This is a genomic window from Streptomyces sp. NPDC091649 (assembly GCF_044756785.1).
GTDB lineage: Bacteria > Actinomycetota > Actinomycetes > Streptomycetales > Streptomycetaceae > Streptomyces.
Genome location: NZ_JBIVTR010000023.1, coordinates 69,055 through 94,874, shown reverse-complemented (window position 1 = coordinate 94,874; position 25,820 = coordinate 69,055). Strand labels below are relative to the sequence as shown.

The following is a 25,820-nucleotide window of genomic DNA, read 5'->3' as shown; positions in this document are numbered from 1 at the left end:
TCAGACGTGTGCGGGCGGCGGCGGTCCGTACTGCTCGGGCAGTGTCGCACCCGCGGCCTCGGCCAGGACCGGGCCCAGGTTCTCCGTGCGCATCCGGCGGTCGACGTACAGCAGGCCGACCACCAGCGGCGGGAAGACCGCCGTGAACAGCTGGGCGATCAGCTGGCTGATGAAGGACAGCGCGATCAGGCCGATGAACAGGGCGAGGAGCTCCCCGCCGCCCGCGTCGGCCTCCATGTCCGCGGGGTCGTACAGGCCGGGGAGCATGCCGATCATCTGGAACGGCAGCTGGACCATGTAGCCGATCATGGACGCCAGCGCGTAGCCGAGCAGCCCGACGCCGAAGACCCGCCACCAGCTGCCGCGCACGAGCTGGACCGAGCGGCGCAGGGCCGCGACCGGGCGCTGGTTCTCGAAGACCACGATCGTGGGAGCCAGGGAGAACCGCACCCAGAGCCAGACCGCCACGGGGGCGACGAGCAGGGTGCCGACGAGGCCGGCCACGATCAGCGGTACGACGCCGCCCTCGTCGCCCAGTGAGGCGGTGTAGATCATCAGCCCGGCGAAGGCGGTCGTGAAGAGCGCCATCGGGATGATCGCGATCAGCCCCGTGAGGAACACGGTTCCGATGACGGACCAGACCCGCGACCACGCACGGCTCCAGACGGCGCCGAAGCGGATCGGGCGCCCCAGCACGGCCTCCTGGAGGACCACGGGCACCGCCGCCTGCACCACGGCCGACGCCAGCAGTGCGACGAGCACGCCGAGGACCATCAGCACACCGAACGCGACACCCAGCGGGATCAGCGTCTGCGCGTCCGGCATCTTCCGTGAGCTGGACGTCAGCTCGTCCCAGTGGGGTGCGACGGCGGCGGCGGCGACCACCAGCGCGGCGATCATCAGGAGGGCCGCCGCGCCGAACAGCGTCAGGGCCATCCCGATCAGCGGTTTCCAGTACCGCCCGAGGGTCGAGAAGGCGCCGCTGAGCATGTCCGAGATCCTCAGCGGCGCCAGGGGTATCACTCCCGGCTTGGGCGGTGCGGCCCACCCGCCGTTCCACCCGCCGTGCCAGCCGCCGTCCGGCCCCTGCGCGCCCCCGTGAAAGGGCCCCCCACCGTGAGGTGCGCCCCCGTACGGGCCGCCGCCCCACCCTGCGTCCTGCGCCACTGCGTCTCCGTCGTGTCGTCGGCCCGTGTCGCGAGCCGTGTGGTCGGTCGGCACACCGTAGCCTCCCAGGTCCGAGCCGATGATATGTACGCCCGTACGCAACGTTGGGTACAGTCGTACACATGGGATACGCATACGGACTGCTGGCCGCCGCCATCGCGGCGGAAGTGGCCGGGACGACGGCTATGAAATACAGCGAGGGCTTCACCCGGCTCTGGCCCTCGCTCGGCACCGCGGTGGGCTACCTCGTCGCCTTCACCCTGCTCGCGCAGACCCTCAAGACGCTCTCCGTGGGCACGGCGTACGCCATCTGGGCCGGCGTCGGCACCGCGGCCGTCGCCGGCATCGGAATCCTGTTCCTGGGCGAGTCCAGCGGCCCGGTCAAGATCGCGGGCATCGCCCTGATCGTGGCCGGGGTCGTCGTCCTCAATCTGGGAGGGGCGCACTGATGGCCCGGCGGTACGACCCCGAGCGGCGGACGCGGATCATCGACGCGGCGCTGCGGGTGATCGCGGCCCGCGGCATGGCCGGACTCAGCCATCGCACCGTGGCCGCCGAGGCCGACGTGCCGCTCGGCTCGACCACGTACCACTTCGGCTCCCTCGACGAACTCCTGGTCGCGGCCCTGCGCCGGTGCAACGAGCACTTCGTCCAGGAACTGCGCGGCAGCGCGGTCCTCACCGGGCCGGAGGCGGGCGGCGGCGCGGAGGCCGCGGCGGGCGACGCCGTGTCCGTCGGTCTCGCGGACGAGCTGACACGACTGCTGGGGCGGTGGTTCGCCGGCGAACGCGGCGCGATCGAGCTGGAGTACGAGCTCTACCTCGCGGCCCTGCGCCGCCCCGTGCTGCGCCCGGTCGCCGCCGAATGGACCGAGGAGGCCGTCACGCTGCTGTCCCGGCGCACGGACCCGGAGACCGCGCGGGCCCTCGTCGCGCTGATGGACGGCGTCTGCCTCCAGGTCCTGCTGACCGGCGGCGCGTTCGACGCGCCCTGCACCCGCGAGATGCTGTCCCGGATCATCGACGGCGCCGCCCGAACCGGCGCTTCGGGCGGCGGACGGACGGCACCGCGGTGAAGGCGTGGTCCGGCATCGTGCCCCGCCCGGTGCGACCGGCGCTCCGCCCGCGCGGAAGCGTCACGCCGGCCCCGGGCGCCCGGCGTGACGCCGCCGCCCCGCCCCCTCTCCGCGGACCGGGCGGTGTCGGGCCGGGCACGGGTGAGGACCGGGGCCCGTGGCGACGCGCCGCCGTCCGCCCTCCCCGGACCGGGGACCGGGACCGGTTCGCCCGAGCGGGTCCCGGCCGGTTAGGTTGCTGTTCATGACCGACACGACTTCCCAGGGTTCTGCCCGCACCACCGGCGCCGTCGCCGCCGGCCTCGCCACCGTCGCCGGTGACGGCACCGTCCTCGACACCTGGTTCCCCGCTCCCGAGCTGACCTCGGACCCCGGCCCGGCCGGTACGACGCGCCTCACTCCGGACGAGGCCGTCAACCGGCTCGGTGAGGGCGCCGCCAAGGCTCTCGGCGTGGACGCCCGGCGCGGCGTGGAGGTCGTCGCCGTCTCCACGGTCGTCTCCTCGCTGGACGACAAGCCGCTCGACGCGCACGACGCCTACCTGCGCCTGCACCTGCTGTCGCACCGGCTCGTCCAGCCGCACGGCCAGAACCTCGACGGGCTCTTCGGGCTGCTCGCCAACGTCGCCTGGACCTCGCTCGGCCCGGTGGCCGTCGACGACCTGGAGCGGGTGCGGCTCAACGCCCGCGCCGAGGGCCTGCACCTCCAGGTCACCTCGGTCGACAAGTTCCCGCGGATGACCGACTACGTCGCCCCGAAGGGCGTACGCATCGCGGACGCCGACCGCGTGCGGCTCGGCGCGCACCTCGCCGCCGGGACCACCGTCATGCACGAGGGCTTCGTCAACTTCAACGCGGGCACGCTCGGCACCTCCATGATCGAGGGCCGGATCTCCGCGGGCGTCGTCGTCGGCGACGGTTCCGACATCGGCGGCGGCGCCTCCACCATGGGCACCCTCTCCGGCGGCGGCACGGAGCGCATCATCATCGGCGAGCGCTGCCTGGTGGGCGCGGAGGCGGGCGTCGGGATCGCGCTCGGCGACGAGTGCGTCGTCGAGGCCGGTCTGTACGTCACCGCGGGAACGCGCGTCACGCTGCCGGACGGCCAGATCGTCAAGGCCCGGGAGCTGTCCGGCGCCGCCAACATCCTCTTCCGCCGCAACTCGGTCACCGGCACGGTCGAGGCCCGCCCGAACAACGCGGTGTGGGGCGGCCTGAACGACGTCCTGCACGCCCACAACTAGTCACGCGGCGGGGCTTCTCGTCCGCACCGGCCCGGCACGAGCCGGCCGGCGGGGGCCCTGCGGTCCTCAGGCCGCGAGGAGTTCCTCGTACGCCGCACGCAGCCCGTCGGTCGCCCCGCGCCCGGCGGGCTGCAGCGGTTCCCGGACCGGTCCGGCGTCCAGCAGCGCCTTCACGGTGACGGTTCCGGGGAGCCCGCTCGCCATCATCAGTTCGGTGAGGCGCACGGTGAGCCCGTTCAGCCGGGCCGCCTCGTCGGTGCGGCCCGCGTCGAACGCGTCCAGCGGCGCCCGCATCCGGCGCGGAGCCACGTTCGCGACCGTGCTGACATAGCCGGCGCCGCCCACCGCGTACAGCGGCAGGTTCAGCTCCTCGCAGCCCGAGTAGTACGCCAGCGAGGTGCGGGCCATCACCTTGGTCGAGCCGAGCAGGTCGTAGGAGCAGTCCTTCACCGCCACCACCCGCGGGTGCTCCGCCAGTCGCGACAGGGTATCCGGCTCGATCCGGGTGCCGGTGCGGCCGGGGATGTCGTACAGCATCAGCGGCAGCCCGGTGGACTCCGCCACCCGCAGGAAGTACGCCTCGACGGCGGCCTGCGGCGGGCGGCTGTAGTACGGGGTCACCACGAGCAGCCCGTCCGCGCCCGCCTCCTCGGCCTCCCGCGCCAGGCGCAGGGTGTGCGCGGTGTCCGGGCCCCCGACGCCGGAGAGCAGCGGCACCCCGTCGCCGACCTCCGCCCGGACGGCCCGCAGCAGATCGGACTTCTCGGCGTCCGTCGTGGTGGGGGACTCGCCCGTGGTGCCGCTGAGGACGATCCCGTCGCAGCCCTCCGCCACCAGGCGCGCGGCGTGCGCACGGGCGGCGTCCGGGTCCAGGGCCCCGGCGGCGGTGAAGGGCGTGATCATGGCGCAGAGCGTGCGGCCGAAGGGGCGCGGTGCGGTGGCGGTCATGCCCGAAGTGTCGGCTCCCGGAACCACGTAGGTCCACTTAGAACTTCTTGCGGTGACCGGCAAGGGATGCTGAAAGGTCGGACGGGTCGCGCCTGCTGCTCGGGTTTCCTCGCGCGATCGAGGAACAGGCTTGACCTCAAGCGAACTTGAGGTGTCACGGTGAGGGTCACGACGCGCCGACCGGTGCGCGTGAGAGGGGAAACACCGCCATGACCACGCACGTCACCGACCGCCCCGACCCGGCCCGCGCCGATGCCCGGATCGCCAAGGCCAGCACCTGGAACGTCGGCACACCGCAGCGGCAGCGGGAGGCCGTCGACGCCATCCGCAAGACATGGGAGAACCGGGAATGGCCGCACCCCGGCCTGCTCTCCTACAGCGTCTACGCGGGGGAGGACGGCGCGACCCTGCTGCACTACTCCCAGTGGACCGGCGAACAGGCTTACCAGGACTTCGTACGGGACGTCCGCGACACGCGCAACGCCGAGATCGACGCGGCCGTCCCCGGCATCGAACGCGTCGCACTGCACACGTACGAGTTGTACCGCTCCGCGCTCCCGGCCGAGGGCGACGACCGCAAGCCGGGGGTCGTCGTCATCGTGGACGTCCAGTTCGACGGGCCCGACCCCGCCCGCCAGCGCGACTGGGTGGACGCGGTGTTCGAGGCGCTCGGCGACGGGGTAGCCATGCCGCCGGGCGGCATCGCCGCGTACTTCCATGTCGGCACCGACGGCACCCGGGTCCTCAACTACGCCGAGTGGGAGAGCGCCGAGCACCACATCGCGGCCCTCGCCGCCCCAGGAGAGGGCGTCGGCTCCCCCTCCCCGCTCTGGGAGCGGGTCCAGAAGTACCCGGGCATGACCGGAGGGGGCGTGAACCGCTACACCCCCGCGCTCAGCCTGGAGCCGGCCGCGGGCGCGTAGGGGCGCGAGGGGCACCGCCGGCGCAAGCGCCGGCCGGCACGCGCCCGGGCGGCACGCGTCGGAGCCGGGCCGCACGCGTCGGGGGGCCCGGCGGCGCGAGGCGGGCTGCGGTAGGCGTGAGGTATGCGGCAGAGGGGCGGGCGGCGGGCGGCGCATTGCGTCTAGGCTTGGGCGGCTGAACCGCGTACGCATTCCGTATGCCCCCGAGCACGAGCACGCACCGAGGAGAACCCCCGATGTCCGCAGAGCGCCCCTCCCTGCCGCCGGTGCGGCTGAACTCCGAGGCCGAACTGGCGCGGGACGCGCTCGCCGCTCCGCTGTTCGTCCGCGCCGTCAAGCTCGCCCGCTGGGCCGGACCCGACACCCGTGTCGGCGCGGGCGGCGAGCTGGCCGAGGCCCAACTGCCCGCCGCCGCCGAGCACCTCGGGCTCCCGGCCGACGAGGACGGCGCCGCCTACGCCAGCGAAGCCTGGCGGCTCGCCGTGGACACCGGCCTCCTCGACGTCACGGACCCCGAGGAGGCCGAGGACGACCAGGAGCATCCGGGCGCCGACGAGGGCACGGTCGGCGAGGCCGGGGGCACCGTCACCACCGGCGAGAATCTGGCCCTGCTCACCGGCGGCTCCCCGCAGGACGTCCTGAGTATCTGGCTGGACGGCCTGGACGCCGTGCACGCCGACGCCACCGCGCCCGTGCTGGACGACTTCGCAGACCTCGTCGGCGAGGACGGCTCGATCGACTTCGACGCCCTGGACTGGGACCCGGAGGCCGAGGCCGAATTCCTCGACGGCGTCCTCGGCAACCTCTACCTGCTCACCCTCGCGGACAACGGCGCGGGCGAAGGGCCGGTCCCGCTGCCCGCCCTCGCCGCGTCGATGATCGTCCCCGACGACATGGGCGAGCCGACCGACGACATCCTGGAGCAGGTGTCGGAGGCGATGATGCGCCTCGACGACCAGTTCCGGCTGCTCGAACCCATCGGGATCGTCGAATACCGCCCGGTCGACGAGGCGTTGCTGGTCGAGGAGGGCGAAGCCGCGGACGCCTCCGCCACCGGGGCCGACGACGAGGACGTCACCCGCTACGGCATGGTCAGGCTCACTCCCCTCGGGCTGTACGGCGTCCGGGCCCGGATGCTGGAGGCCGGGGTGGACGCCCCCGCCGTCGGCGACCTCGCGGGCAAGGGAGCCGACGCCCTCCTCGACGGCATCGCCCACTACCCGGAGTCCGCCGCCCGCGCCGAGGTCAAGCTCTGGCTCGCCGGCCACGGCGCCGAGGGCGCGGTGTCGGCGGCGGCCGAGCTGCTGGCCGCCGCGCGCGGCACGGACGAGGGTGCGCCGCTGCGCCGCCTCCACTGCCAGCAGGCCCTCGCCCTGGTCGGCCCCGAGGCGGAGCCCGCCGTACGCGCGGTGCTCGGCGACCCCGAGCTGGGCGGCCTGGCCCGCGTCTGGCTCGCGGAGCGCGGCGCCGCCGACGTGCCCGTCCCGCCGGAGAACATGATCTTCTGGCTGGCCATCGACACCATCGCCGCCCAGCTGGACGCGGACGGCGAGCTGGACGAACTCCAGGGACTCGTCGAGGGCCTCTCCGCGCAGCACAGCGGCTTCTTCGACGAGGTCTGGCGCGTGGACCACCCGGCCACCGCCGACGTCCTGGAAGCCATGGGCCGGCTGCACAGTGACAAGAAGGCGGCCAAGGACGCCCGCAAGGCGGCGTTCAAGGCGCGCTCCCGCGTCGGTGGCTGAGCGGACCCGGACCCGCCCGGGCGCCCCCGGGCCGTCGTGGCCGTACGCCCGTGTCGCCGTCGTGTAGTCGGCGTGCCGATACGGGCGCCGGCCGGACACGTCCCCCCGGGGCGGCGCGGCGCCGCCCGCTCCGCGCCCCTTCCTCGGGGCGCGGGCTGACCTGCGTCACCCGATGACCGCCTCGGCGACGGACTCCGCCTGCCGCGCGACGCGCCCGGGCCTCGTCACCGACGGGCAGAGCATGTGGACGTTCCGTGGCGGCGTGACCGGGAGACTTCCGGCGGCACCGGGTCCGTACGCACCTCGAATCGGAGCGGAAACGGGCTCGACCGCGCCCCGCCCGGCGACGGAAACCGCCACCCGTTCGGGGGTCTTTCCGGCGCTGTGCCGCGCGCGGTCCGGCCGCTGGAAGCGCGAGGAAGCGCTGTCCGGCCGTGGTGGCGCCTGATTACGAATCCGGCACTTCTGGGGCCCCGGGCACCGGCGGGCATGGCGTCGGGCCTTCACAGGGCGCATACTCGACGTAATGAAACAGTCAGCCGGATCCCGGCGTCACCTGCCTTCCAGTCCCTTCAACCGCCCGGCCCAGGATGCCCCACCGGTCGAATGCTTCGATGTGGGCGACCGGGTGTCGCACGACCAGTTCGGGCTCGGCAGGATTCTTGCTGTCGAGGGCGACAACGACGCAGTTCTCATCGACTTCTCGGGGCGACAGGGAAGGATCCTGAGCCCGTACTCCAAGTTGACCAAGCTCTGAGACGCGAGACGAGCACGAGCAGCGTCCGTCTTCTCCGGATCCGGGGCGCCTGAATCACTTCAGGCGCCCCGGACTCCGTAGGCGCTCGGCAGCGGACCTACGACGGCTACAGGGACTTGGCGGCGGGCTTCACCATGCCCCGGACCGTGCGCGACCTCACGAACTCGCCCATCGCGGTCATCTCCCACTCGCCGGTGAACTGCTTGATGAGCTTGGCCATCATCACGCCGGTCTGCGGCTCGGCACCGGTGAGGTCGAAGCGGACCAGCTCCTCGCCGGACGCGTCGTCGATCAGCCGGCAGTAGGCTTTCGCGACCTCGTTGAACTTCTGCCCGGTGAACGAGTTCACCGTGAAGACCAGGCCCGTCGCCTCGGCGGGGATCCGGCCCAGGTCAACCATGATCACCTCGTCGTCGCCGGCGCCCTCACCGGTGAGGTTGTCGCCGGAGTGCTTGATCGCCCCGTTCAGGATGGTCAGCTTGCCGAAGTAGCAGCTGTCCAGGTGGTTGCGGTTGGGGCCGTAGGCGATCACCGACGCGTCCAGGTCGATGTCCTTGCCACGGAACGCGGGCTCCCAGCCCAGCCCCATCCTGACCCGCGAGAGCAGCGGGGCGCCGCCCTTGACGAGGGACACGGTCTGGTTCTTCTGGAGGTTGACCCGGCCCTTGTCCAGGTTGATCTTCCCTGCGGGCGCGGCGGGCGCGGCGGGCGCGGCGGGCGCCGGGGGAGCGGGCGGGGCCGGCGGGGCGATCCGCGGATCGGCCGGGGCGGCGACCGGGGCCGGGGCGGTGACGGGCGCGGGGGCCGCCGGTGCCTGCGGGGCCGCCGCGGTCGCGGGCTCCTCGACCGAGACACCGAAGTCCGTGGCGATCCCGGCCAGCCCGTTCGCGTAACCCTGACCGACCGCGCGGGCCTTCCAGGCTCCGTTGCGCAGGTAGATCTCGATGACCACGAGCGCGGTCTCGGCGCCGAGCCGCGGCGGGGTGAAGGTGGCGAGCGCACTGCCGTCGTCCGCGTTGCGCACGGTGGCCGTCGGCTCGACGCCCTGGAAGGTCTGGCCCGCGGCGTCCGGGCTCGCGGTGACGACGATCTTCTCGATGCCCGGCGGAACGGCCGCGGTGTCCACCACGATGGCGTCGGGTGTCGAACCCCCGCCGGAGCGGTAGGTCACACCGGGGCCGGAGGGCTGGTTGTAGAAGATGAAGTCGTCGTCGGAGCGCACCTTGCCGTCGGCGGTGAGCAGCAGGCCCGAGACGTCGAGCCGCACCGGAGCGGCGACGTCCACCGCCACGCGGGCGGCGGAGAGAGGGATGTTCGAGCCGGGTGTCATTGCGGTCATGCACGGGGTAACGAACGACCCGGCTTTGCCGTTCCCTTACCTTCGCGGCCTTCCCCCGCGCCCTCTTCGCGGCTTTTGATCCGCTCTCGGCGGCCGTCCGGCCACCGTTCTGCGGCGGCGGGCGGTGGTCCGGCACCGGGCCGACGGTGGTCCGGGCCGGACCGGCGGAGCTTCAGCGGCGGTTGCGCGGGTGGTCGCGGGCGGCGCGTTCGTTGCCGTGCTTGTACGCGCCGGTCCAGCGCGCCATCGACAGCTGGGCGTCGCCCGATGCCGCCTCGGCCAGGAACTTCTGCGCCCGGGCGCCGCGCAGGGTGCCCGCGGGCCGGCCGTGGTGGGTGATGGTGACGCTCTGGTCGCCGTGCTGTTCGTACCGGAATCCGGAAGGTCGGGGCATGTCCGTATCCTGCCCGCCGGCCGGGCCCGCGTCGCCCGGATTTCCGCCGCCCGGCCTCTGCCGCCCCTCCGGGCGGGCTCAGTGCGGCCAGATCGGCGGGTCGGTCACGAAGTGGCCGCCCACGCGGGTCTGCGCCGGATCGTCCGGGTCCGGCTCGCCCTGTTCGGCGACGAGCTTCGCCGCGTACGGCTCGGAGTCGTCCAGCGGCCGGTAGCCCAGCGCCCGCGCCGGCTCCAGGTCCCACCACAGGCGGGTGTTGGCGGAGGAGCCGTAGACCACGGTGTGCCCGACGCCCTCGGCGGTGAGGGCGGCGTCGAAGAGCCGTGCGCCGTCGCCGGGACTCATCCAGACCGACAGCATCCGCACCGACGTGGGCTCCGGGAAGCAGGAACCGATCCGCACGGAGACCGTCTCCAGTCCGTACTGGTCCCAGTAGAGCTGGGCCAGGTCCTCGCCGAAGCACTTGGAGAGCCCGTAGAAGGTGTCGGGGCGGCGCGGAGTGTCCAGGGGGATCAGCGGGCCGCCCGGGGCGGGCCGCAGGGTGTGGCCGATGACGTGGTTGGAGGAGGCGGACACGATGCGCCCGACACCCTCCTCGCGGGCGGCCTCGTAGAGGTGGTGCGTGCCCTCGATGTTGGCGCGGAGGATCTTGTCGAACGTGGACTCCAGGGAGATGCCCGCCAGGTGGATGACCGCGTCCACCCCGCGCACGGCCTCCCGCAGCGCCTTGCGGTCGTTCAGGTCGGCGGTGATCGCGTCGGGCGCGCCCTGTACCGGGACCAGGTCGAACAGCCGCAGGTCGTAGCCGTACGCGGGCAGCAGCCCCCGCATCAGGGTGCCGAGGCCGCCTGCGGCGCCGGTGAGCAGGACGGTGCGGGGAGCGGTCATACGGGGATCTCCTCGGGGGCGTACGCGAGCATTGTGCGCGATCCTGACTGGCATTCACATGCGTGGACAAGCTAGGGAGGTGGGGTGCGGTGCGTCAAGAGGTCATCGGCCTTGACCGGTCATCGGGGGCTGTCCTAGCGTTGCGATGTTCAGAAACATGGACATCGATCAGGATTGTGCACACCTGTCTCTGCTCAAGGAGCGCCCGTGACCTCGACTCCCCCTGCCGCCCCGCTCGCCGAACCGCGCGCCGCGCGCGTCGAGGACCCCGTCGAGATCCTCGCCGGCGACCGCGCCCGGGCGGGGGAGGGGGCATGAGAGCGGGCGCCTTCCTCTACCCGTGGGACGTCGTCGGGGACCCGGACGCCGCCGCCCGGATCGCGGACCTCGGCGTCCGGCAGGTCACCCTGGCCTCCGCCTACCACTCCACCCGCGCCCTGACCCCCCGCCACCCCGCCCACCGCGTGGTCACCGCCGAGCACGCCGCCGTCCTGTACCCGCCGGACCCGGGCCGCTGGGCGGGGCGGGCCCTCGCCCCGTACCGCCAGAGCTGGACGGCCGGCGACGATCCGTACGGCGAGGCCGCCGGAGCTCTCGCCGCCGCCGGTCTGGAGGTGCACAGCTGGGTCGTCCTCGCGCACAGCTCGCGACTCGGCGCGGAGCACCCGGACACCTCGGTGGTCAACGCCTACGGGGACCGCTATCCCTGGGCCCCCTGCATCGCCCGCCCCGCCGTGCGCGCGTACCTCGTGGACCTCGCGGCGGAGGCCGCCGTCCGGCCCGGGGCGCGGGGGACGGAGCTGGAGTCCTGCGGCTGGTACGGCTTCGCCCACCTGCACGCCCACGACAAGGCCGCAGGTGTGGGCTTCGGCGACGCCGCGCAGTACCTGATGTCGCTGTGCTTCTGCGCGGACTGCCGCCAGGGGTACGGAGAGGCGGGCGCCGACCCCGGCGAACTGTCCGCCGCCGTCCGCCGCGCCCTGGAACCGGCGTGGTCGGGAGCCGGCTCCTCCGAGTCCGGCCGGGACGGCATCGAGGAACTGCTCGGGCCCGGAGCCACGGACGTCACGCTGCGCTGGCGCGGCCGGGTCGCCCGCGCCTTCCAGGAAGAGGCCGTCGCCGCCGTACGGGCCGCGGCCCCGCCCGGCTTCCAGGTGCTGCTGCACGCCGACCCCGTCCCGTACCGCACCGGGGCCAACGCCGGCGTCGAGGCGGACCACGTCCTGGCCGTGGCCGACGGTGTGGTGCTGCCCTGCTCCGGCCCGGACACCGCCCGGGAAGCGGTCCTCGGGCCGTTCGCGGGCCGGGGCCGAGTGCGCGCCGCCACCTTCGGGATCGTCACCGGCATGGGGGGCAGCCCCCGCACCCTGGAGCGCGACGCGGCCCACGCCGCCTCGCTCGGCGCGAACCAACTGCGCCTGTACCACGCCGGCCTCGCCTCGAACCCGGACCTGGAGGCGGTCGCCGCGGCGCTCTCACGGCTGGGCTGAGGCGGGCCCCGCCTCACCGCTCCAGCGCCGCCTTCATCATCTTCTGCGCGATCGGCGCGGCCAGGCCGTTGCCGCTGACCTCGGAGCGTGCCGAGCCGGAGTCCTCCACGATCACCGCGACCGCGACCTCCTCGCCGCTGTCGCGGTCCTTCGCGTACGAGGTGAACCAGGCGTACGGGGTGCCGCCGTTGTCCACGCCGTGCTGCGCGGTGCCCGTCTTCCCGCCCACCTCGGCCCCGGGAATCCGGGCGTTGGCGCCCGTGCCCTCCTCGACGACCGTCACCATCGCGCTCCGCAACTGCTCCGCGGTCGACTGCTTCACCACCCGCTCCGTGTCGCCGTCGCCGGTCTCCTCCAGCGCCGTGCCGTCCCCGTCGTTCACCCGGGAGACCATGTGCGGCGCGGCCAGCTCACCGCCGTTGGCGAGCGCCGAGGTGACCATCGCCATCTGGAGCGGGGTCGCGGTGACCTCGAACTGGCCGATCCCCGTCAGCGCCGTCTGCGCCTTGTCCATCCCGGTCGGGTAGACGCTCATCGCCGCCCGCACCGGGACGTCCAGCTTCTCCGTGTCGAACCCGAACGCGTCCGCCATCTCCTTGACCTCGTCCTGGCCGAGGTCGGCGGCGGCCTTCGCGAAGACGTTGTTGCAGGAGTACTGGAGGGCGGTGCGCAGGGTCGCGTTCTCGCAGGGGGCGGACGGGTTCTCGTTGGGGAGCACGGTGCTGGTCCCGGGCAGGGTGTACGGGTCGGGGCTGTCGGTGCGCTCGTCGACCGAGCCGTACAGCCCGCTCTCCAGCGCGGCCGCCGCGACCACCAGCTTGAACGTGGAACCGGGCGGCAGTGGCTGCCGCAGTGCCCGGTTGAGCAGCGGTTTGTCCGGGTCCTCCAGCAGGGCCTGCCAGGCGTCCCCGTCCGATGTCCCGCTGATCTCCGAGGGGTCGTACGAGGGGATGGAGACCATGCCGAGAATCCGACCGGTCCTCGGGTCGACGGCCACCGCGGCGCCCTTGTCGTCGCCCAGCGCCTCGTAGGCCGCCTTCTGGACGTCCGGGTCGATCGTCGTCAGCACGTCGCCCGGCGCGGCCTGTCCGCCGGTGATCAGGTCCTTCGGGTTCTTCAGCCGGTCATCCGTGCCGTCCAGGACGTCGCTGTAGATGCCTTCGAGCTGGGTCGCCCCGTACGCCTGCGAGCTGTAGCCGGTGACGGCCGCGTACAGCTCGCCCCGGGTATACGTCCGTTTGTACCGGAGGTCGCCGCCACTGGTCCCCTTCGATCCGGTGACCGGCGAACCGGCCACGATGATGTCCCCGAGCGGCCGCGCGTACTGCGCGATGGTGTTCCGCCGGTTGTGCTCGTCGTCTGCGAGCGCCTTGGCCTCGTAGCCCTGCACCCACGTCGCCCGCACCAGCAGGGCGAGCACCATGAGCAGACAGAAGACCGAAGCGCGCCTGATGGTCTTGTTCATCCCGCCGGAAGGACGAGCGGGCGCGTTCCCGACGTTCCCGCCCGTGCCCCTTCTCACGGATTTCTCAGGTTTCCGGGCCGGGCCCCGGAAACCGGCCCGGCGGCCTAGCCCGGGGTGATGAAACCGGACTCGTACGCCGCGATGACCGCCTGGGTGCGGTCCCGGGCGCCGGTCTTCGCGAGGACCGCCGCCACATGCGTCTTCGCCGTCGCCGGGCCCACCGCGAGCCGCCCCGCGATCTCCGCGTTGGTCAGCCCCGCCGCCATCAGCCGCAGCACGTCCGCCTCCCGCCCGGTCAGCCTCGCCACCCACGCCGGGGCCCCGGCCGCCCGCCGCCCGGCGTGCTCGGCGGCCAGCGTGCGTACCGCCGCCGGATACAGGAGGGAGTCGCCGCACGCCACCAGGCGTACCGCCTGCACCAGCTCCTCGGCCGCCGACCGCTTCAGCAGGAACCCGGCCGCCCCGGCGTGCAGGGCCTCGTACACGTACGCGTCGTTCTCGAAGGTCGTCACGACGACGATCCTCGGCGGACGGTCCAGCGTGGTGAGGATCTGCTCCGTGGCCCGGATGCCGTCGATCTCCGGCATCCGCACGTCCATCAGCACCACGTCGGGCCGCAGCTCCCGCACCACGGAGACGGCCTCCGCCCCGGTGGCGGCCTCCCCGACGACCTCGATGCCCTCCTCGGCCTCCAGGATCGCGTGCAGCGCCGTACGCACCATCCGCTCGTCGTCCGCCAGCACCACCCGCACCGGGGCCCCGCTCGTCGCCGCTCCGCTCATCGCCGCCCTGCCGCCCGCGGCACCGCGAGCGGCAGCCGGGCGGTCAGCCGCCAGACGCCGTCGTACGGTCCCGCTTCGGTGCGGCCGCCCAGCAGGACGGCCCGCTCGGCGATGCCGCGCAGTCCGTGCCCGCCTCCGGGGCGGGCCACGGCGGGCCGCTCGCCCAGCGGATTCTCCATCACGATCTCCAGCTCCCTCTCCCGTACCGCGATCAGCAACCGCACGGGGGACGCGCCCCCGCCGTGCCGCGACGCGTTGCTCAGCCCCTCCTGGACGATCCGGTACGCCTCCCGCGAGACCACCGCCTCCACGCTCTCCGGATCGCCCTCCCGCTCGTACGCCACCGGCGCCCCGCAGAGCGCCAGCAGCCCACCGAGCGCGTCCAGCCCGGGCCCGTACGCCGTGCCCTCCCCGTCCTGCCGCAGCAGCCCCAGCACCGAGTCCAGCTCCCCGACCGTCCGCCGCGTCGTCTCCTCGATGGCGGTCAGCGCCTCGCGGACGAACTCCGGATCGCGGTCCAGGACCCGGCGTGCCGCCCCCGCCTGAAGGGTCACGGCACTCAGCGCGTGGCCCACCGAGTCGTGCAGCTCCCGGGCGAGGCGGTTGCGTACCGCCAGATCCGCCGCGCGGCGCTCGACGGCGGCCAGCCGGTCCTCGGGCGTCGGCCCCAGCAGCACCGGGGCCCGCCGGGCCAACGACTCCCCGGCCACGGCCGCGACCAGCGCCAGCGCCGCCAGCATCATGAGCCCCGCCAACGGCGCGAGGGGCAGGACCCACGGCTTCTGGAGCACGGCGGGCCCGTTGAGCAGCCAGGTGTCGCGCATCCCCGCGAAGAACGGCATGACGGTCACCGCCACCGCGAACGGCGGCAGGGCCAGGGTGCTTCCACTGACGATCCCGCCGAGCGCCAGATGCAGGGTGTACCAGCCGGCGGTGCGCACCCGGGCCTGCCGGGTCCTGGCCGGCCCGTCGGCCAGCAGGGCGGGCGGGACCCCGCACAGGGCGCGCGCGGCGGCCACGGACAGCGGCCGGACGAGGGGGAAGAAGCCGGTCACCGCAGCCATCGGCAGGGCCAGGGCGAACGCGGCCAACTGGGCGGACAGGGAGGAGAAGAGCTGTTCCCCGCCGCTCGCCATGCCGACCAGGATCGTGCCTACCAGAAAGTACGGCATCAGCAGCGCACCGCCGATGATCAGGTGCAGCCAGCGCAGCCGAGCCCGCCGTCCGAACAGCGCGGCGAGAGCCCTCATGACACCCGGTCGCTGTCGGAGGCCGGTGCGGCGGCCTTGCCGGTCGCGGGCAGCGCGGAGGCCGCGGCGCGCTCCGCGAAGAAGTACGCGCCCAGCGTCACGACGAGCGCCCCGGCCAGCATCTGGACAGCGTAGGTCACCGCCGTCGCCGTCGTCGGCCGGTCGGAGGCATCGCCCGCGCCGATCAGCCCGGCGACGGTCAACCAGCCGCCCCAGCAAGCCGTCTGCGCCGAACCGGCCCACGTGAGGACGAGCGGCAGGCGCAGGGACAGGCGGCCGGTACGCCGGAAGGCGAGCAGCAGCACCCCGAGGGCAGCGTCGCCCCGTTGGTGACGAGCAGCGTGGTGCCGCCCTCCAGCAGCGGGCTGCCGTCCGGGATGCCGAGCCGACTGCCCGCCATCCAGGCTGCCTTGAGGCCGATGTAGGGCAGGCAGGAGGCCATGGCGACCGCCCGGAGCACCGCCGGCGCCCGGCCGGCCCGGGACGCGGACCGCCCGGAGCGGTGCGGGGGAGCCGGCGAGACGGGACGCGGTGCGGGGCAGTCCGGGCCGGTCCGGCGTGGTGCGGGGACGGGGAGGCCGTCCCCGGGCGGGGCGGGGCGGGGGCGGCGGGCCGGTGCGCTGTCATGGCACCCAGACTTCCGTGCCGGGCCCGCCCCGCACGTCCTGCCCGGCGACGATCCGTCTCGGCCGCGCGGGGGAGGTGCGCCGCCCGCGGGGCGCATCCGGCCCGGCCTCGGAGGGCTGTCGGCCGGCCGCATCCCGGTGCGCGCGATCGCGGCGTGGTCATCGGGCGACGACGCTCCGCGCGGCCCCCCGCCGTCGGGGAGGCACACGCCCCGGACCCCCGTCCGCTGCCCGGTCCGGAGCCACCGGTCAGCCTCTCAGGCGCGCAGGGTGGCCAGGACCTCGTCGATCTCCTCGCCCCGGGCCCGGGCGAAACCGCGGTCCGCGCCGGTCACCACGAAGCCGCACTTCTCCAGCACCCGGCGCGAGCCGTGATTGTCCCTCGCCGCGCGCGCGTGCAGCGGGCGCGTGGGGGTCTCGTCGAGGAACGCCCGCAGGGCGGCCGTCGCCAGTCCCCGGCCCCAGTGCTCGCGGCCGATCCAGTAGGTGACCTGGCGGTCGCCGAGGTCTCCGTACTCCCCGACATGGCCCACCGCCGTCCCGTCGGCCACCACCGTGCGCATCACCACGCGGGACCCGCCCCGGATCCGCGCCCAGCGGGCGTCGAACGTGACGCGGTCGGTGGGGTCGTCGGCGGTGAACGCGGCGACGCGCATCGCCTCGGGATCGCTCATCCAGGCGAAGAACAGCGGCAGGTCCCCGTCCCGGACCGCACGCAGGACGATCCGGGCCATCAGAGCCGCCGCGTCGCGAGGGCGAGCCGGTCCCGGGCGTCGAACAGGGCGTCCTTCACCGACTGCTCGTGCCCGGGGGTGAGCCGCGCCACCGGAACCGAGCAGCTGACCGCGTCGCGCGCGGGCGTCCGGTAGGGGATCGCGACGCCGAAGCAGCGCAGGCCGATGGTGTTCTCCTCGCGGTCCACCGCGTAGCCCTGCTCGCGGACCAGCCGCAGTTCCTCGATGAGCTTCTCGCGGTCCGTGATGGTGTGCTCGGTCAGGGCGGGCAGTGACTCGGGCAGCATCTTGCGGACCTGCTCGTCGCTGTGGGTGGCCAGCAGCGCCTTGCCGAGCGAGGTGGAGTGCGCGGGCAGCCGGCGGCCGACCCGGGTGAACGGGCGCAGATAGTGCTGGGACTGCCGGGTGGCGAGGTAGACGACGTTCGTCCCGTCGAGGCGGGCCAGGTGGATGGTCTCCGCGGTGTCGTCGGACAGCCGGTCCAGGGTGGGCCGGGCGGCGGCCACGACCTCGTCGCCGTCGATGTACGAGGTGCCGACCAGCAGGGCGCGGACGCCGATCCCGTACCGGGTGCCCGTCGCGTCCGTCTCCACCCAGCCCAGCTCCACCAGGGTGCGCAGCAGCATGTAGAGGCTGGACTTGGGGTAGCCGACAGCCTCCTGGACGGCGGCCAGCGAGTGCATGCCGGGCCGTCCCGCGAAGTATTCGAGGAGCTCCACGGTCCGCACCGCGGACTTGACCTGTGCCCCACCGGACTCGGCGACCGACATCGCCCACGCCCCCTTCTCCAGCTCTCTTCGGCTTCTCCGGGCCGTCCGCGCGACGCGCCCCCGGTCATGGCCCGAAAGTGCTCGCCGTCACGGATTGCCAACACGGAGCGCCCGGAAATAGAGTCCCATTCACTATCACGAACTCTGTTCAGAATACCGAACGCTGGCCCAGGTGCGGCCACAGGCGGTCGGAGGGCTGTCGGAAGACGGCCGGAGACGGCCGGACGACGGGAGGGAATCACGGTGAGCGCAACACCAGTCTGGAGTGTCGACCCCCGAACCGGGAACCCGCGCGAGCAGGTCGCCGCGGAGGCCACCCCCGAGGAGGTGGACCGCGCGGTCCGGGCGGCCCACGCCGTCCGCGACGCGCTCGCCGATCGGGTGGCGCGCGCCGCGTTCCTGCGTACGGCGGCGGAACTGCTGGAGGAGTCCGGCGGGCACATCGTCGAGGCGGCCGACGCCGAGACCGCCCTCGGGCCGGCCCGGCTCGCCGGTGAACTGGCACGCACCGCAGCTCAGTTGAGGGCCTTCGCCGAGGTCGTCGACGAGGGCGCCTACCTCGACGTCCACATCGACCACGAGGACGGCTCCCGGACCCCGCCCTGGCCCGATCTGCGCCGCTACAAGATCCCGCTCGGAGTCGTCGCCGTCTACGCGGCCAGCAACTTCCCGCTCGCCTTCTCCGTCCCCGGCGGCGACACCGCCAGCGCCCTCGCGGCCGGCTGCCCGGTGGTCGTCAAGGCCCACCCCGACCACCCGGCCACCTCCGAACTCTGCGCCTCGGTTCTGCGCCGCGCCGCCGTCCGAGCCGGGCTGCCCGAGGACGTCCTCACCCTGGTGCACGGCTTCGACGCGGGCGTCGAGCTGATCCGCCACCCGCTGGTGAGCGCCGCGGGCTTCACCGGATCGGTGCGCGGCGGCCGGGCCCTGTTCGACGCCGCCGCCGCCCGGCCCGCCCCCATCCCCTTCCACGGCGAACTCGGCTCCCTCAACCCGGTCGTCGTCACCGAGGCGGCCGCCGCCGAGCGCGCCGGGGAGATCGGCGCCGGGCTCGGGGGCTCGATGACCCTGGGCGTCGGCCAGTTCTGCACCAAGCCGGGCTTCGTCCTGGTACCCGAGGGCACGGCGGGCGACCAGCTCCTCAAGACGCTCACCGAGACGGTCAGCTCCACCGGCTCCGGCGTCCTGCTGGACCACCGCATGCGGGACGCCTTCGTCGCGGGTGTACGGGAGCGGGCCGCGCTGCCGGACGTCGAGGCGCCCGTCACCCCCGGCGCGGGCGGCGAGCACACGGTCTCCGCCGGGTTCCTCACCGTGCCGGCCGCCCGGCTGACCGCCGAGGGCCCGCACGACGCGCTGCTGGAGGAGTGCTTCGGCCCGGTCACCGTGATCGCCCGGTACGCCTCCGCCGACGAGGCCGCCGCCGTCCTCGCCCGCCTGCCCGGCAACCTCACCGCCACCCTCCAGGCCGCCGCCGGGGCCGCCGACCCCGAGGCGGAGCGCCTGCTGGCCGCCCTCGCACCGCTCGCCGGGCGCGTCCTCGTCAACGGCTGGCCGACCGGCGTCGCCGTCGCCCCCGCGCAGCAGCACGGCGGCCCCTACCCGGCCTCCACCTCCACCTCCACCTCGGTGGGAGCCACCGCGATCGAGCGCTGGCTGCGCCCGGTCACCTACCAGTCCACCCCCGAGGCGCTCCTCCCGCCGGAGCTGCGCGAGGACAACCCGCTGGGCCTGCCCCGCCGGGTGGACGGCCGCCCCGTGTGAGCCCGAGTCCGGCGCCCTGCCCCGCGCCCTGGAGGCGGAGGGCCCGCGACGGAGCCGGGACCCACGCCGGCCGTTCGCCGACCGGCCGGACCGGGCGGAACCGCACCGGCGACGGGCGGCGGGCGGCGGCGGGCGGCGGCGACGGTGCGCGCGGGGCCCGTGGGGGTCATGGGGGAGAGCCAGGCGGGGGACGTCCGGGAATCACCCGGTCCGGCTCCGTGTTCGACCCACTGACCTGCGTACGGAGGCCCCCCTGGCGGGGCTCCTCCGTACTCCTCGCGACCCCGGGAGAGAAGAAGAGTCATGCGCGTCGAGATCTGGAGCGACATCGCCTGTCCGTGGTGCTACATCGGCAAGGCCCGTTTCGAGAAGGGGCTCGCGGAGTTCGCCCACCGGGACGAGGTCGAGGTGGTGCACCGCTCCTTCGAGCTCGACCCCTCGCGGGCGAAGGGCGACACCGCGCTCGTCATCGACATGCTGGCCGAGAAGTACGGCCGCAGTCGCGAGGAAGCGGCTTCGATGGAGGCCGACGTCGCGGCCAACGCGCAGGCCGAAGGGCTCGGCTACCGCACCGAGGGCCGTGACCACGGCAGCACCTTCGACCTCCACCGGCTGCTGCACCTGGCCAAGGCCCGTGGCCGCCAGGACGAACTGCTCACCCTGGCCTACCGGGCGAACTTCGCGGAGGAGCGGTCCGTCTTCGACGACGAGGTGCTGGTCGCCCTGGGCGTGGAGGCCGGACTCGACGGCGACGAGGCCCGTGCGGTGCTCGCCGACCCCGAGGCGTACGCGGACGACGTCCGCGACGACGAGCGCGAGGCGGCCGGCCTGGGCGCCAACGCCGTACCGTTCTTCGTCTTCGACCGGCGGTACGGGATCTCCGGCGGCCAGCCCTCGGAGGTGTTCGTGCAGGCGCTGGAGCACGCGTGGAAGGACCGCCCCGCCACCGCCCTCACCCCGGTCGGCGGGGACGCGGCGGCCTGCGGGACGGACGGGGCCTGCGAGGTTCCGCAGAGCTGAGCCGCCCCGTCGCGCCCATAAGTGTTTCTTTGATTTGCCTCTTGAACCCCGGTGTTGACTATGGGCAGCGGGGGCTTCAAGGTGGGCGTATGACGAACCTCGCGCCCGTCCGAGCGGCAGCCGTCGAATTCGCGCCGGAGGTCACCTACCTCAACACCTCCAGCTGGGGCCTGCTGCCCCGCCGGACGATCGCCGCCGTCAAGGCCCTGGCCGACGAGAACGCCGCGGGGCGCCGGGTGGGGGCGGGCAGTTTCGACGCGGTGGAGGCCGCCCGGGCCGGCTTCGCCCGGATCGCCGGCGTCCACCCGGACCGGGTCGCCACCGGCGGTTCCGTCACCGTCCACGTCGGCCTGATCGCCGCTTCGCTGCCGCCGGGCGCCGAAGTCCTCTGCCCCGAGGGGGAGTTCTCCTCCGTGGTCAGCCCGTTCGCCCTCCGCGGCGATCTCCGTATGCGGTACGCGCCGCTCGCGGACCTCGCCGGGGCCGTGCGCCCCTCGACCGCCCTGGTCGCCTTCTCCGCCGTGCAGTCGGCCGACGGCCGGGTGGCCGATCTCGCCGCCGTCCGCGCGGCCGCCGCCGCGCACGGGGCCCGGACGCTGCTCGACGGCACCCAGGCGGCGGGCTGGTTCCCGCTGGACGCCGGGGCGTACGACTACACCGTCACCGGCGGCTTCAAGTTCCTGCTCTGTCCGCGCGGTACGTCGTTCCTCACCGTCACCGAGGAGGCGCAGGACACCCTGCCGCACCTGTTCGCGGGCTGGGTGTCCGCCGGCGCCCCCTGGGCCGGCAACTACGGTCCGCTGGAGCGCGTCGCCCCCACCGCCCGCGGCTTCGACGAGCCGCCGGCCTTCCTCTCGTACCACGGGGCCGAGCACTCGCTGGACCTGCTCGCGGAGGTGGGCGCCGAAGCCCTGTACGCGCACGCCACCGGGCTCGCGGCCCGGCTGCGGGCGGGGCTGGGGGAGCTGGGGCACGAGGCGGTCCCGGGGGAGTCGGCGATCGTCTCCGTGCCGGGCCTGGGGCATCGTCAGCCCGAGCTGGCGAAGGCCGAGATCGCCGTCTCGGCGCCGGTGGGGAAGCTGCGGATCTCCTGCCACCTCTACAACACCGAGGCCGACGTGGACCGGGTGCTGGAGTTCCTGGGCTGACGCCCCTCCCGCCCGGCCGGGGCGGCCCGGGGCGCCGGCCCCTGTCGTCCCCGGCCCGTGCTCCCGCTCTCCCCGGCCCCTGTGACCTGCTCCGCCCGCGGCCGGTCCCGCCCCCGCCCCGAGCCGCTCAGCGGCGGTCGGGGCAGTCCGCGGTCTCCCGGCAGAGGTTCTCCTCGACCTTCGCCAGCAGCCGGACCAGCTCCGCGCGCTCGGCCGGGTCCAGGCCGGCGAGCGTGTGCTCCTCCAGGCCGCCCCAGGCGGTCTCGACCGCGGTGTGCAGCGCGCAGCTCCCGTCCGTCGCCTCGACCAGCACGGCCCGCCGGTCGGCCGGGTCGGGGCGGCGGCGCACATGCCCGGTCTGCTCCAGCCGCTGGAGCATCTTCGTGACCGTGGACGGGTCCAGGTCCAGCGCCCTGATCAGCTCCGTCTGACGGACCGGCCCCCGGTCCCACAGGTGCATCATCAGCAACTCCTGCCCCGGGTAGAGGTCCACCCCCCTGAGCGCCTTGCCCGCCGCGATCCGGTGCAGCCGCGCCACCCGGGAGACGGCGTGGCTGACGGGGCCGCCGAGCGCCGCCGAGGGCGGCGCGTCGCTACAGGCGTCTTCCGCGGGGGAGGTGCGGCCGGTGGTCATGGCGGGGCTCCTGGATCCTCGGGCTGAGAGCAGGCTTCCGATGATGCCCGACGGTTTTCCACAACATTACCTTGGTCGACCAATGAATGGGTTACTGTTGCCGTCGACGCCAAAGCTTGGCCGACCACATACTTTCTCGGGAGCCCCCATGACCACCGTTTTCGACCCGATCGACCTGTCCGGCACCCCGCTGGCCAACCGCATCGCGCTGGCCCCGATGACCCGCAGCCGGGCCGGCGAGGGCGGCACCGCCACCGAACTCACCGCCACCTACTACGCCCAGCGCGCCTCGGCCGGCCTCGTGATCACCGAGGGCATCCAGCCGTCCGTCGTGGGCCAGGGCTACCCCTCCACGCCCGGTCTGCACAGCGCCGAGCAGGTCGCCTCCTGGCGCGTGGTCACCGATGCCGTGCACGCCGAGGGCGGTCGGATCTTCGCCCAGATCATGCACGCGGGGCGCATCGGCCACCCGGTCCTGCTGCCGGACGGCCTGGTTCCCGTCAGCCCCTCCCCGGTCAGGGCGGAGGGACAGGTCTACACCCACGTCGGACCGAAGGACTTCGTCGAGCCGCACGAGCTGACGGACGCCGAGATCCGCGCGACCATCGCCGACTTCGTCGCCGCCTCCCGCAACGCCGTGGACGCCGGATTCGACGGGGTCGAGCTGCACGGGGCCAACGGCTACCTCATCCACCAGTTCCTGGCCCCCAACACCAACCGGCGCACCGACGCGTGGGGCGGCTCCGACGCGGCCCGCATCCGTTTCGCCGTCGAGGTCGTCCAGGCCGTCGCCGCCGAGATCGGCCCGGAGCGCACCGGTCTGCGCATCTCGCCCGGCAACCCGTACAACGACATCGACGAGCCCGCGCCGGAGGCCGTCTACACCGCGCTGGTCCGGGAGATCGAGCCGCTCGGCCTCGCTTATCTGCACGTCCTGGAGGCCACCCCGATCCGTGAGCTGACCCACGCCCTGCGCAAGGCGTTCTCGGGGACCCTCGTCCTCAACGCGTACACCGAGGGCCCCACCGGACCCGACGACCACACGGTGATCGACGACGGTACCGCCGACCTGATCGCTTACGGGGCGCTCTTCCTCGCCAACCCGGACCTGCCGGCCCGGCTCCGGGCGGGCGGCCCCTTCAACACCCCCGACCCCTCGACCTTCTTCGGCGGCGACGCCAAGGGCTACACCGACTACCCGGCGCTCGACGCCGTCTGACCCTCCTGCGGGGTGACCTGCCGGGGCCTTCCGTCCCACCGCCACGACGTGCGGCGCGGGCGGCCCGGCAGCTCGGCGCGGCCGGTGGCCCACAGCAGGACGGCCCACCGGTCGCCGCCCGCCGGGGCGTCCGGGAAGAGCCGGGCCAGCACCCGGTCGCAGAGCGCCGGGGAAGGAGACCAGTCCAGCCCCAGGCTCTCGGCGAGGTCATGGGTGTGCACCAGGGTCTCCACCACACCCATCGCGGCGAAGCCCTCCGGGTCGGAGATCCCGAACCCGTGGTACGAGCGCACCTCGGACGGTGTCGTCCGCGCCATCGAGGCCAGCAGCGCCCCGCTCGCCTCCAGCGTGGCCAGCAGCCCGGCGGGACCGGCGCCCCGGTCGGCGAAGACCGCGTTGGACGGCCCGCCCTGCCGTTCGGGCGCCCACCTGTAGGGGACCTCGCCGTCCAGCGGAGGCGTACGGGGCCCCAACTGCACGGCGTACGCGAACAGGTCGTCGCTCAGGTGCTCCACCGTCTCCCAGCAGGTCCACGTGAGGCTTCCCGCGGGCGCGTCCCAGCGGCCGGCCGGGGCTCCGCCCAGCAGGTCCACCGCGCTCCGCACCGCCGAGGTCACGTCGTCGGCGGTCACCGGCAGCCGCGTCCCGGTGAGCGCCGCCCGCTCGGCGGCGGAGCACTCCACGCAGAACTCGTTGCCCTCGGGGTCGGCGAGCGTCACCCAGCCGCGCCCGTTCGGCCTGCGGTGGTCGCCCACCAGGGTCGCGCCGAGCGCGAGTAGCCGTTCGACCTCCTCGTCCCGGGAGCGGTCCTGCGGCTGTATGTCCGGATGGACGCGGTTCTTGGCCCGCCTGGGCTCGTCCACCCGCACGAACAGGATGGCCGCGCCGGGGGCCTCGACCAGCGCCTCCGGATCACCGGGGGCGTCCTCGTCGGAGATCGGCGCGCCGAGTACCCGGGACCAGAAACCGGCGAGCGCGTAGGCGTCGGCGCAGTCGATCGTGATGTGGCGTACGTGGGAAGTCATGGCGGTCACCCTCTCCGCCGGCTCCGGTCCCGGTCCAGCGAGTTACGCGCGAAAGGGCCGGGACGGCGTACCGTCCCGGCCCCATCTCGGCTGCGCGTCCCGCTACTTCACCGGGGTGAAGTCCCGCGCCCCGATGAACTCGGGGCGGCGGATCGGAGCCGCGAAGGGCTCCTGTGCCGCGTTCTCCACGCTGTTGAAGACGATGAAGACGTTGCTGCGCGCGTACGGGGTGATGTTGTCGCCCGAGCCGTGCATGGCGTTGCAGTCGAACCAGGTCGCCGAACCGGCCTTGCCCGTGAAGAGCTTGATGCCGTGGCGGTCGGCCATCTTCGTCAGCGCCTCGTCGGACGGGGTGCCGGCGTCCTGCATCTGGAGCGACTTCTTGTAGTTGTCCTTCGGCGTCTCGCCCGCACAGCCGAGGAACGACTTGTGCGAACCGGGCATGATCATCAGCCCGCCGTTGGTGTCGAAGTTCTCGGTCAGCGCGATCGACACGGACACCGTCCGCATGTTCGGCAGACCGTCCTCGGCGTGCCAGGTCTCGAAGTCCGAGTGCCAGTAGAAGCCCGAGGCGCCGAAGCCCGGCTTCACATTGATCCGGGACTGGTGGACGTACACGTCCGAGCCGAGGATCTGACGGGCGCGGCCCACGACCCGCTCATCACGGACCAGAGCGGCGAAGACCTCGCTGATCTTGTGGACCTCGAAGACGGACCGCACGTTCTGCGACTGCTTCTCGACGATCGAGCGCTCGTCGGCGCGGATCGCCGGGTCGGAGACCAGCCGGTCCAGCTCCGCCCGGTAGACGGCGACCTCGTCCGGGGTGATCAGCTGGTCGACGGTGAGAAAGCCGTCGTGCTCGTATCCCTGGAGTTCCTTGGCGGCGATCGGGCCCGGAGCGCCCGGCGCGGACCAGATGACCGGGTCCTGGCGGGGAGTGGTCATCTCGGCGGCGCCGCGCGAGGGGTACAGATCGGCGCGTACTTCGGTGGTCATGGTTCAGCCCTCCTCGGTCAGCAGTGGGTAGACACCGTTCTCGTCATGGTCCTCCCGTCCGGTGACGGGAGGATTGAAGACGCACACGCAGCGGAAGTCGGTCTTGGGCCGCATGGTGTGCCGCTCATGTCCGTCCAGCAGATACATCGTGCCGGGCGTGATCCAGTGCTTCTCGCCGGTCTCGTCGTTGGTGAGCTCGGCCTCGCCCTCGGTGCAGAGCACCGCCTCGATGTGGTTCGCGTACCACATGGAGGTCTCCGTGCCCGCGTACAGCACGGTCTCGTGGAGCGAGAAGCCCACCTTCTCCTTGGCGAGCACGATGCGCTTGCTCTCCCAGGTGCCGGACGCGGACTTCACATGCCGGTCGGTGTTCTCGATGTCACTGAACGATCGGACGATCACGGTGAGCGGTTGCCTT

General features: G+C 73.6%; 26 protein-coding genes. 11 read left to right on the top strand and 15 right to left on the bottom strand.

From position 1 onward, the window contains the following. On the bottom strand, positions 1-990 hold the full coding sequence (locus tag ACIQMU_RS28910) for a hypothetical protein (RefSeq protein WP_352243138.1): 990 nt from the start codon (positions 988-990) through the stop codon (positions 1-3). A 299-nt stretch (positions 991-1,289) separates the two neighbouring features. Here ACIQMU_RS28910 and ACIQMU_RS28905 point away from each other — a divergent pair, with 299 nt between their 5' ends. The 3 genes from ACIQMU_RS28905 (at position 1,290) to dapD (ending at position 3,485) form a co-directional block, all read left to right on the top strand. Further along, positions 1,290-1,616 (top strand): multidrug efflux SMR transporter, encoded by a 327-nt coding sequence (locus tag ACIQMU_RS28905; protein ID WP_352243137.1) that lies wholly within the window; start codon positions 1,290-1,292, stop codon positions 1,614-1,616. Then, complete coding sequence (locus ACIQMU_RS28900; RefSeq protein WP_352243136.1) at positions 1,616-2,242, top strand: TetR family transcriptional regulator; 627 nt, start codon at positions 1,616-1,618, stop codon at positions 2,240-2,242. The genes ACIQMU_RS28905 and ACIQMU_RS28900 overlap by 1 nt, the downstream gene beginning before the upstream one ends. A gap of 244 nt (positions 2,243-2,486) precedes the next feature. Further along, positions 2,487-3,485 carry a 2,3,4,5-tetrahydropyridine-2,6-dicarboxylate N-succinyltransferase gene (dapD, locus tag ACIQMU_RS28895; RefSeq protein ID WP_352243135.1) on the top strand — a complete coding sequence of 333 codons (999 nt, stop codon included), beginning with the start codon at positions 2,487-2,489 and terminating at the stop codon, positions 3,483-3,485. A 66-nt stretch (positions 3,486-3,551) separates the two neighbouring features. Here dapD and dapA read toward each other — a convergent pair whose 3' ends face one another. Continuing rightward, the gene (gene dapA, locus ACIQMU_RS28890; RefSeq protein WP_352243134.1) at positions 3,552-4,433 is read right to left on the bottom strand and encodes a 4-hydroxy-tetrahydrodipicolinate synthase; all 882 of its coding nucleotides are present in this window, start codon (positions 4,431-4,433) and stop codon (positions 3,552-3,554) included. 209 nt (positions 4,434-4,642) lie between these two features. Between dapA and ACIQMU_RS28885 the strand changes: the two genes are divergently transcribed. The 3 genes from ACIQMU_RS28885 (at position 4,643) to ACIQMU_RS28875 (ending at position 7,858) form a co-directional block, all read left to right on the top strand. Then, on the top strand, positions 4,643-5,356 hold the full coding sequence (locus tag ACIQMU_RS28885) for an antibiotic biosynthesis monooxygenase (protein WP_402690022.1): 714 nt from the start codon (positions 4,643-4,645) through the stop codon (positions 5,354-5,356). 236 nt (positions 5,357-5,592) lie between these two features. After that, positions 5,593-7,101 carry a hypothetical protein gene (locus ACIQMU_RS28880; protein WP_352243132.1) on the top strand — a complete coding sequence of 503 codons (1,509 nt, stop codon included), beginning with the start codon at positions 5,593-5,595 and terminating at the stop codon, positions 7,099-7,101. A gap of 526 nt (positions 7,102-7,627) precedes the next feature. Then, complete coding sequence (locus tag ACIQMU_RS28875) at positions 7,628-7,858, top strand: hypothetical protein (RefSeq protein ID WP_336673006.1); 231 nt, start codon at positions 7,628-7,630, stop codon at positions 7,856-7,858. A 106-nt stretch (positions 7,859-7,964) separates the two neighbouring features. On the opposite strand, the gene ACIQMU_RS28870 is transcribed toward ACIQMU_RS28875, so the two are convergent. From ACIQMU_RS28870 to ACIQMU_RS28860, 3 genes are all read right to left on the bottom strand, one after another. Further along, positions 7,965-9,197 (bottom strand): TerD family protein, encoded by a 1,233-nt coding sequence (locus tag ACIQMU_RS28870; RefSeq protein WP_402690021.1) that lies wholly within the window; start codon positions 9,195-9,197, stop codon positions 7,965-7,967. Positions 9,198-9,369: 172 nt separating this feature from the next. Then, complete coding sequence (locus ACIQMU_RS28865; RefSeq protein WP_352243130.1) at positions 9,370-9,591, bottom strand: hypothetical protein; 222 nt, start codon at positions 9,589-9,591, stop codon at positions 9,370-9,372. A gap of 78 nt (positions 9,592-9,669) precedes the next feature. Continuing rightward, a complete protein-coding gene (locus ACIQMU_RS28860) occupies positions 9,670-10,479 on the bottom strand; it encodes an NAD-dependent epimerase/dehydratase family protein (protein ID WP_402690020.1) in 810 nt (269 codons plus the stop codon). 314 nt (positions 10,480-10,793) lie between these two features. Between ACIQMU_RS28860 and ACIQMU_RS28855 the strand changes: the two genes are divergently transcribed. Beyond that, positions 10,794-11,969 carry a hypothetical protein gene (locus tag ACIQMU_RS28855; RefSeq protein ID WP_402690019.1) on the top strand — a complete coding sequence of 392 codons (1,176 nt, stop codon included), beginning with the start codon at positions 10,794-10,796 and terminating at the stop codon, positions 11,967-11,969. A 13-nt stretch (positions 11,970-11,982) separates the two neighbouring features. Here ACIQMU_RS28855 and ACIQMU_RS28850 read toward each other — a convergent pair whose 3' ends face one another. The 6 genes from ACIQMU_RS28850 to ACIQMU_RS28825 all read right to left on the bottom strand — a co-directional run bounded on the left by ACIQMU_RS28850 (position 11,983) and on the right by ACIQMU_RS28825 (position 17,596). Beyond that, complete coding sequence (locus ACIQMU_RS28850; RefSeq protein ID WP_402690018.1) at positions 11,983-13,434, bottom strand: peptidoglycan D,D-transpeptidase FtsI family protein; 1,452 nt, start codon at positions 13,432-13,434, stop codon at positions 11,983-11,985. Positions 13,435-13,538: 104 nt separating this feature from the next. Further along, on the bottom strand, positions 13,539-14,216 hold the full coding sequence (locus tag ACIQMU_RS28845; RefSeq protein ID WP_402690017.1) for a response regulator: 678 nt from the start codon (positions 14,214-14,216) through the stop codon (positions 13,539-13,541). Beyond that, positions 14,213-15,466 (bottom strand): histidine kinase, encoded by a 1,254-nt coding sequence (locus tag ACIQMU_RS28840; protein ID WP_352243125.1) that lies wholly within the window; start codon positions 15,464-15,466, stop codon positions 14,213-14,215. The genes ACIQMU_RS28845 and ACIQMU_RS28840 overlap by 4 nt, the downstream gene beginning before the upstream one ends. Beyond that, the gene (locus ACIQMU_RS28835; RefSeq protein ID WP_402690016.1) at positions 15,463-15,771 is read right to left on the bottom strand and encodes a hypothetical protein; all 309 of its coding nucleotides are present in this window, start codon (positions 15,769-15,771) and stop codon (positions 15,463-15,465) included. Before ACIQMU_RS28835 ends, ACIQMU_RS28840 begins: the two co-directional genes overlap by 4 nt. A gap of 578 nt (positions 15,772-16,349) precedes the next feature. Beyond that, positions 16,350-16,826 (bottom strand): GNAT family N-acetyltransferase, encoded by a 477-nt coding sequence (locus tag ACIQMU_RS28830; RefSeq protein WP_402690015.1) that lies wholly within the window; start codon positions 16,824-16,826, stop codon positions 16,350-16,352. Then, on the bottom strand, positions 16,826-17,596 hold the full coding sequence (locus ACIQMU_RS28825; RefSeq protein ID WP_356729596.1) for an IclR family transcriptional regulator: 771 nt from the start codon (positions 17,594-17,596) through the stop codon (positions 16,826-16,828). The genes ACIQMU_RS28830 and ACIQMU_RS28825 overlap by 1 nt, the downstream gene beginning before the upstream one ends. A gap of 243 nt (positions 17,597-17,839) precedes the next feature. Between ACIQMU_RS28825 and ACIQMU_RS28820 the strand changes: the two genes are divergently transcribed. From ACIQMU_RS28820 to ACIQMU_RS28810, 3 genes are all read left to right on the top strand, one after another. Then, a complete protein-coding gene (locus ACIQMU_RS28820) occupies positions 17,840-19,360 on the top strand; it encodes an aldehyde dehydrogenase (NADP(+)) (protein WP_402690014.1) in 1,521 nt (506 codons plus the stop codon). 303 nt (positions 19,361-19,663) lie between these two features. Beyond that, positions 19,664-20,380 (top strand): DsbA family oxidoreductase, encoded by a 717-nt coding sequence (locus ACIQMU_RS28815; protein WP_352243120.1) that lies wholly within the window; start codon positions 19,664-19,666, stop codon positions 20,378-20,380. A gap of 89 nt (positions 20,381-20,469) precedes the next feature. Further along, positions 20,470-21,528, top strand: a complete 1,059-nt coding sequence (locus ACIQMU_RS28810; protein WP_352243119.1) for an aminotransferase class V-fold PLP-dependent enzyme — start codon at positions 20,470-20,472, stop codon at positions 21,526-21,528. A 127-nt stretch (positions 21,529-21,655) separates the two neighbouring features. On the opposite strand, the gene ACIQMU_RS28805 is transcribed toward ACIQMU_RS28810, so the two are convergent. Further along, positions 21,656-22,162 carry a MarR family winged helix-turn-helix transcriptional regulator gene (locus ACIQMU_RS28805; protein ID WP_402690013.1) on the bottom strand — a complete coding sequence of 169 codons (507 nt, stop codon included), beginning with the start codon at positions 22,160-22,162 and terminating at the stop codon, positions 21,656-21,658. Between the two features lie 148 nt (positions 22,163-22,310). Here ACIQMU_RS28805 and ACIQMU_RS28800 point away from each other — a divergent pair, with 148 nt between their 5' ends. Next, the gene (locus ACIQMU_RS28800; protein WP_352243117.1) at positions 22,311-23,381 is read left to right on the top strand and encodes an alkene reductase; all 1,071 of its coding nucleotides are present in this window, start codon (positions 22,311-22,313) and stop codon (positions 23,379-23,381) included. Here the strand turns inward: ACIQMU_RS28800 and ACIQMU_RS28795 are convergent. From ACIQMU_RS28795 to ACIQMU_RS28785, 3 genes are all read right to left on the bottom strand, one after another. Beyond that, the gene (locus tag ACIQMU_RS28795) at positions 23,357-24,406 is read right to left on the bottom strand and encodes a VOC family protein (RefSeq protein WP_352243115.1); all 1,050 of its coding nucleotides are present in this window, start codon (positions 24,404-24,406) and stop codon (positions 23,357-23,359) included. The genes ACIQMU_RS28800 and ACIQMU_RS28795 overlap by 25 nt on opposite strands. 102 nt (positions 24,407-24,508) lie before the next feature. Continuing rightward, entirely contained in the window at positions 24,509-25,402 is an 894-nt protein-coding gene (thpD, locus tag ACIQMU_RS28790; RefSeq protein WP_352243114.1) for an ectoine hydroxylase, read from the bottom strand. A 3-nt stretch (positions 25,403-25,405) separates the two neighbouring features. Beyond that, positions 25,406-25,804 carry an ectoine synthase gene (locus tag ACIQMU_RS28785; RefSeq protein WP_030590141.1) on the bottom strand — a complete coding sequence of 133 codons (399 nt, stop codon included), beginning with the start codon at positions 25,802-25,804 and terminating at the stop codon, positions 25,406-25,408. Between the last annotated feature and the right edge of the window lie 16 nt (positions 25,805-25,820).

Coding starts and splice junctions, on each gene's coding strand:
- ACIQMU_RS28875 (WP_336673006.1), top strand. CDS start 7,628: ATGAAACAGTCAGCCGGATCCCGGCGTCACCTGCCTTCCAGTCCCTTC.
- ACIQMU_RS28815 (WP_352243120.1), top strand. CDS start 19,664: ATGCGCGTCGAGATCTGGAGCGACATCGCCTGTCCGTGGTGCTACATC.
- dapA (WP_352243134.1), bottom strand. CDS start 4,433: ATGACCGCCACCGCACCGCGCCCCTTCGGCCGCACGCTCTGCGCCATG.
- ACIQMU_RS28850 (WP_402690018.1), bottom strand. CDS start 13,434: ATGAACAAGACCATCAGGCGCGCTTCGGTCTTCTGTCTGCTCATGGTG.
- ACIQMU_RS28830 (WP_402690015.1), bottom strand. CDS start 16,826: ATGGCCCGGATCGTCCTGCGTGCGGTCCGGGACGGGGACCTGCCGCTG.
- ACIQMU_RS28840 (WP_352243125.1), bottom strand. CDS start 15,466: ATGAGGGCTCTCGCCGCGCTGTTCGGACGGCGGGCTCGGCTGCGCTGG.
- ACIQMU_RS28870 (WP_402690021.1), bottom strand. CDS start 9,197: ATGACCGCAATGACACCCGGCTCGAACATCCCTCTCTCCGCCGCCCGC.
- ACIQMU_RS28910 (WP_352243138.1), bottom strand. CDS start 990: ATGCTCAGCGGCGCCTTCTCGACCCTCGGGCGGTACTGGAAACCGCTG.
- ACIQMU_RS28900 (WP_352243136.1), top strand. CDS start 1,616: ATGGCCCGGCGGTACGACCCCGAGCGGCGGACGCGGATCATCGACGCG.
- ACIQMU_RS28825 (WP_356729596.1), bottom strand. CDS start 17,596: ATGTCGGTCGCCGAGTCCGGTGGGGCACAGGTCAAGTCCGCGGTGCGG.
- ACIQMU_RS28800 (WP_352243117.1), top strand. CDS start 22,311: ATGACCACCGTTTTCGACCCGATCGACCTGTCCGGCACCCCGCTGGCC.
- ACIQMU_RS28860 (WP_402690020.1), bottom strand. CDS start 10,479: ATGACCGCTCCCCGCACCGTCCTGCTCACCGGCGCCGCAGGCGGCCTC.
- ACIQMU_RS28880 (WP_352243132.1), top strand. CDS start 5,593: ATGTCCGCAGAGCGCCCCTCCCTGCCGCCGGTGCGGCTGAACTCCGAG.
- ACIQMU_RS28805 (WP_402690013.1), bottom strand. CDS start 22,162: ATGACCACCGGCCGCACCTCCCCCGCGGAAGACGCCTGTAGCGACGCG.
- ACIQMU_RS28845 (WP_402690017.1), bottom strand. CDS start 14,216: ATGAGCGGAGCGGCGACGAGCGGGGCCCCGGTGCGGGTGGTGCTGGCG.
- ACIQMU_RS28810 (WP_352243119.1), top strand. CDS start 20,470: ATGACGAACCTCGCGCCCGTCCGAGCGGCAGCCGTCGAATTCGCGCCG.
- dapD (WP_352243135.1), top strand. CDS start 2,487: ATGACCGACACGACTTCCCAGGGTTCTGCCCGCACCACCGGCGCCGTC.
- ACIQMU_RS28905 (WP_352243137.1), top strand. CDS start 1,290: ATGGGATACGCATACGGACTGCTGGCCGCCGCCATCGCGGCGGAAGTG.
- ACIQMU_RS28885 (WP_402690022.1), top strand. CDS start 4,643: ATGACCACGCACGTCACCGACCGCCCCGACCCGGCCCGCGCCGATGCC.
- thpD (WP_352243114.1), bottom strand. CDS start 25,402: ATGACCACCGAAGTACGCGCCGATCTGTACCCCTCGCGCGGCGCCGCC.
- ACIQMU_RS28855 (WP_402690019.1), top strand. CDS start 10,794: ATGAGAGCGGGCGCCTTCCTCTACCCGTGGGACGTCGTCGGGGACCCG.
- ACIQMU_RS28865 (WP_352243130.1), bottom strand. CDS start 9,591: ATGCCCCGACCTTCCGGATTCCGGTACGAACAGCACGGCGACCAGAGC.
- ACIQMU_RS28795 (WP_352243115.1), bottom strand. CDS start 24,406: ATGACTTCCCACGTACGCCACATCACGATCGACTGCGCCGACGCCTAC.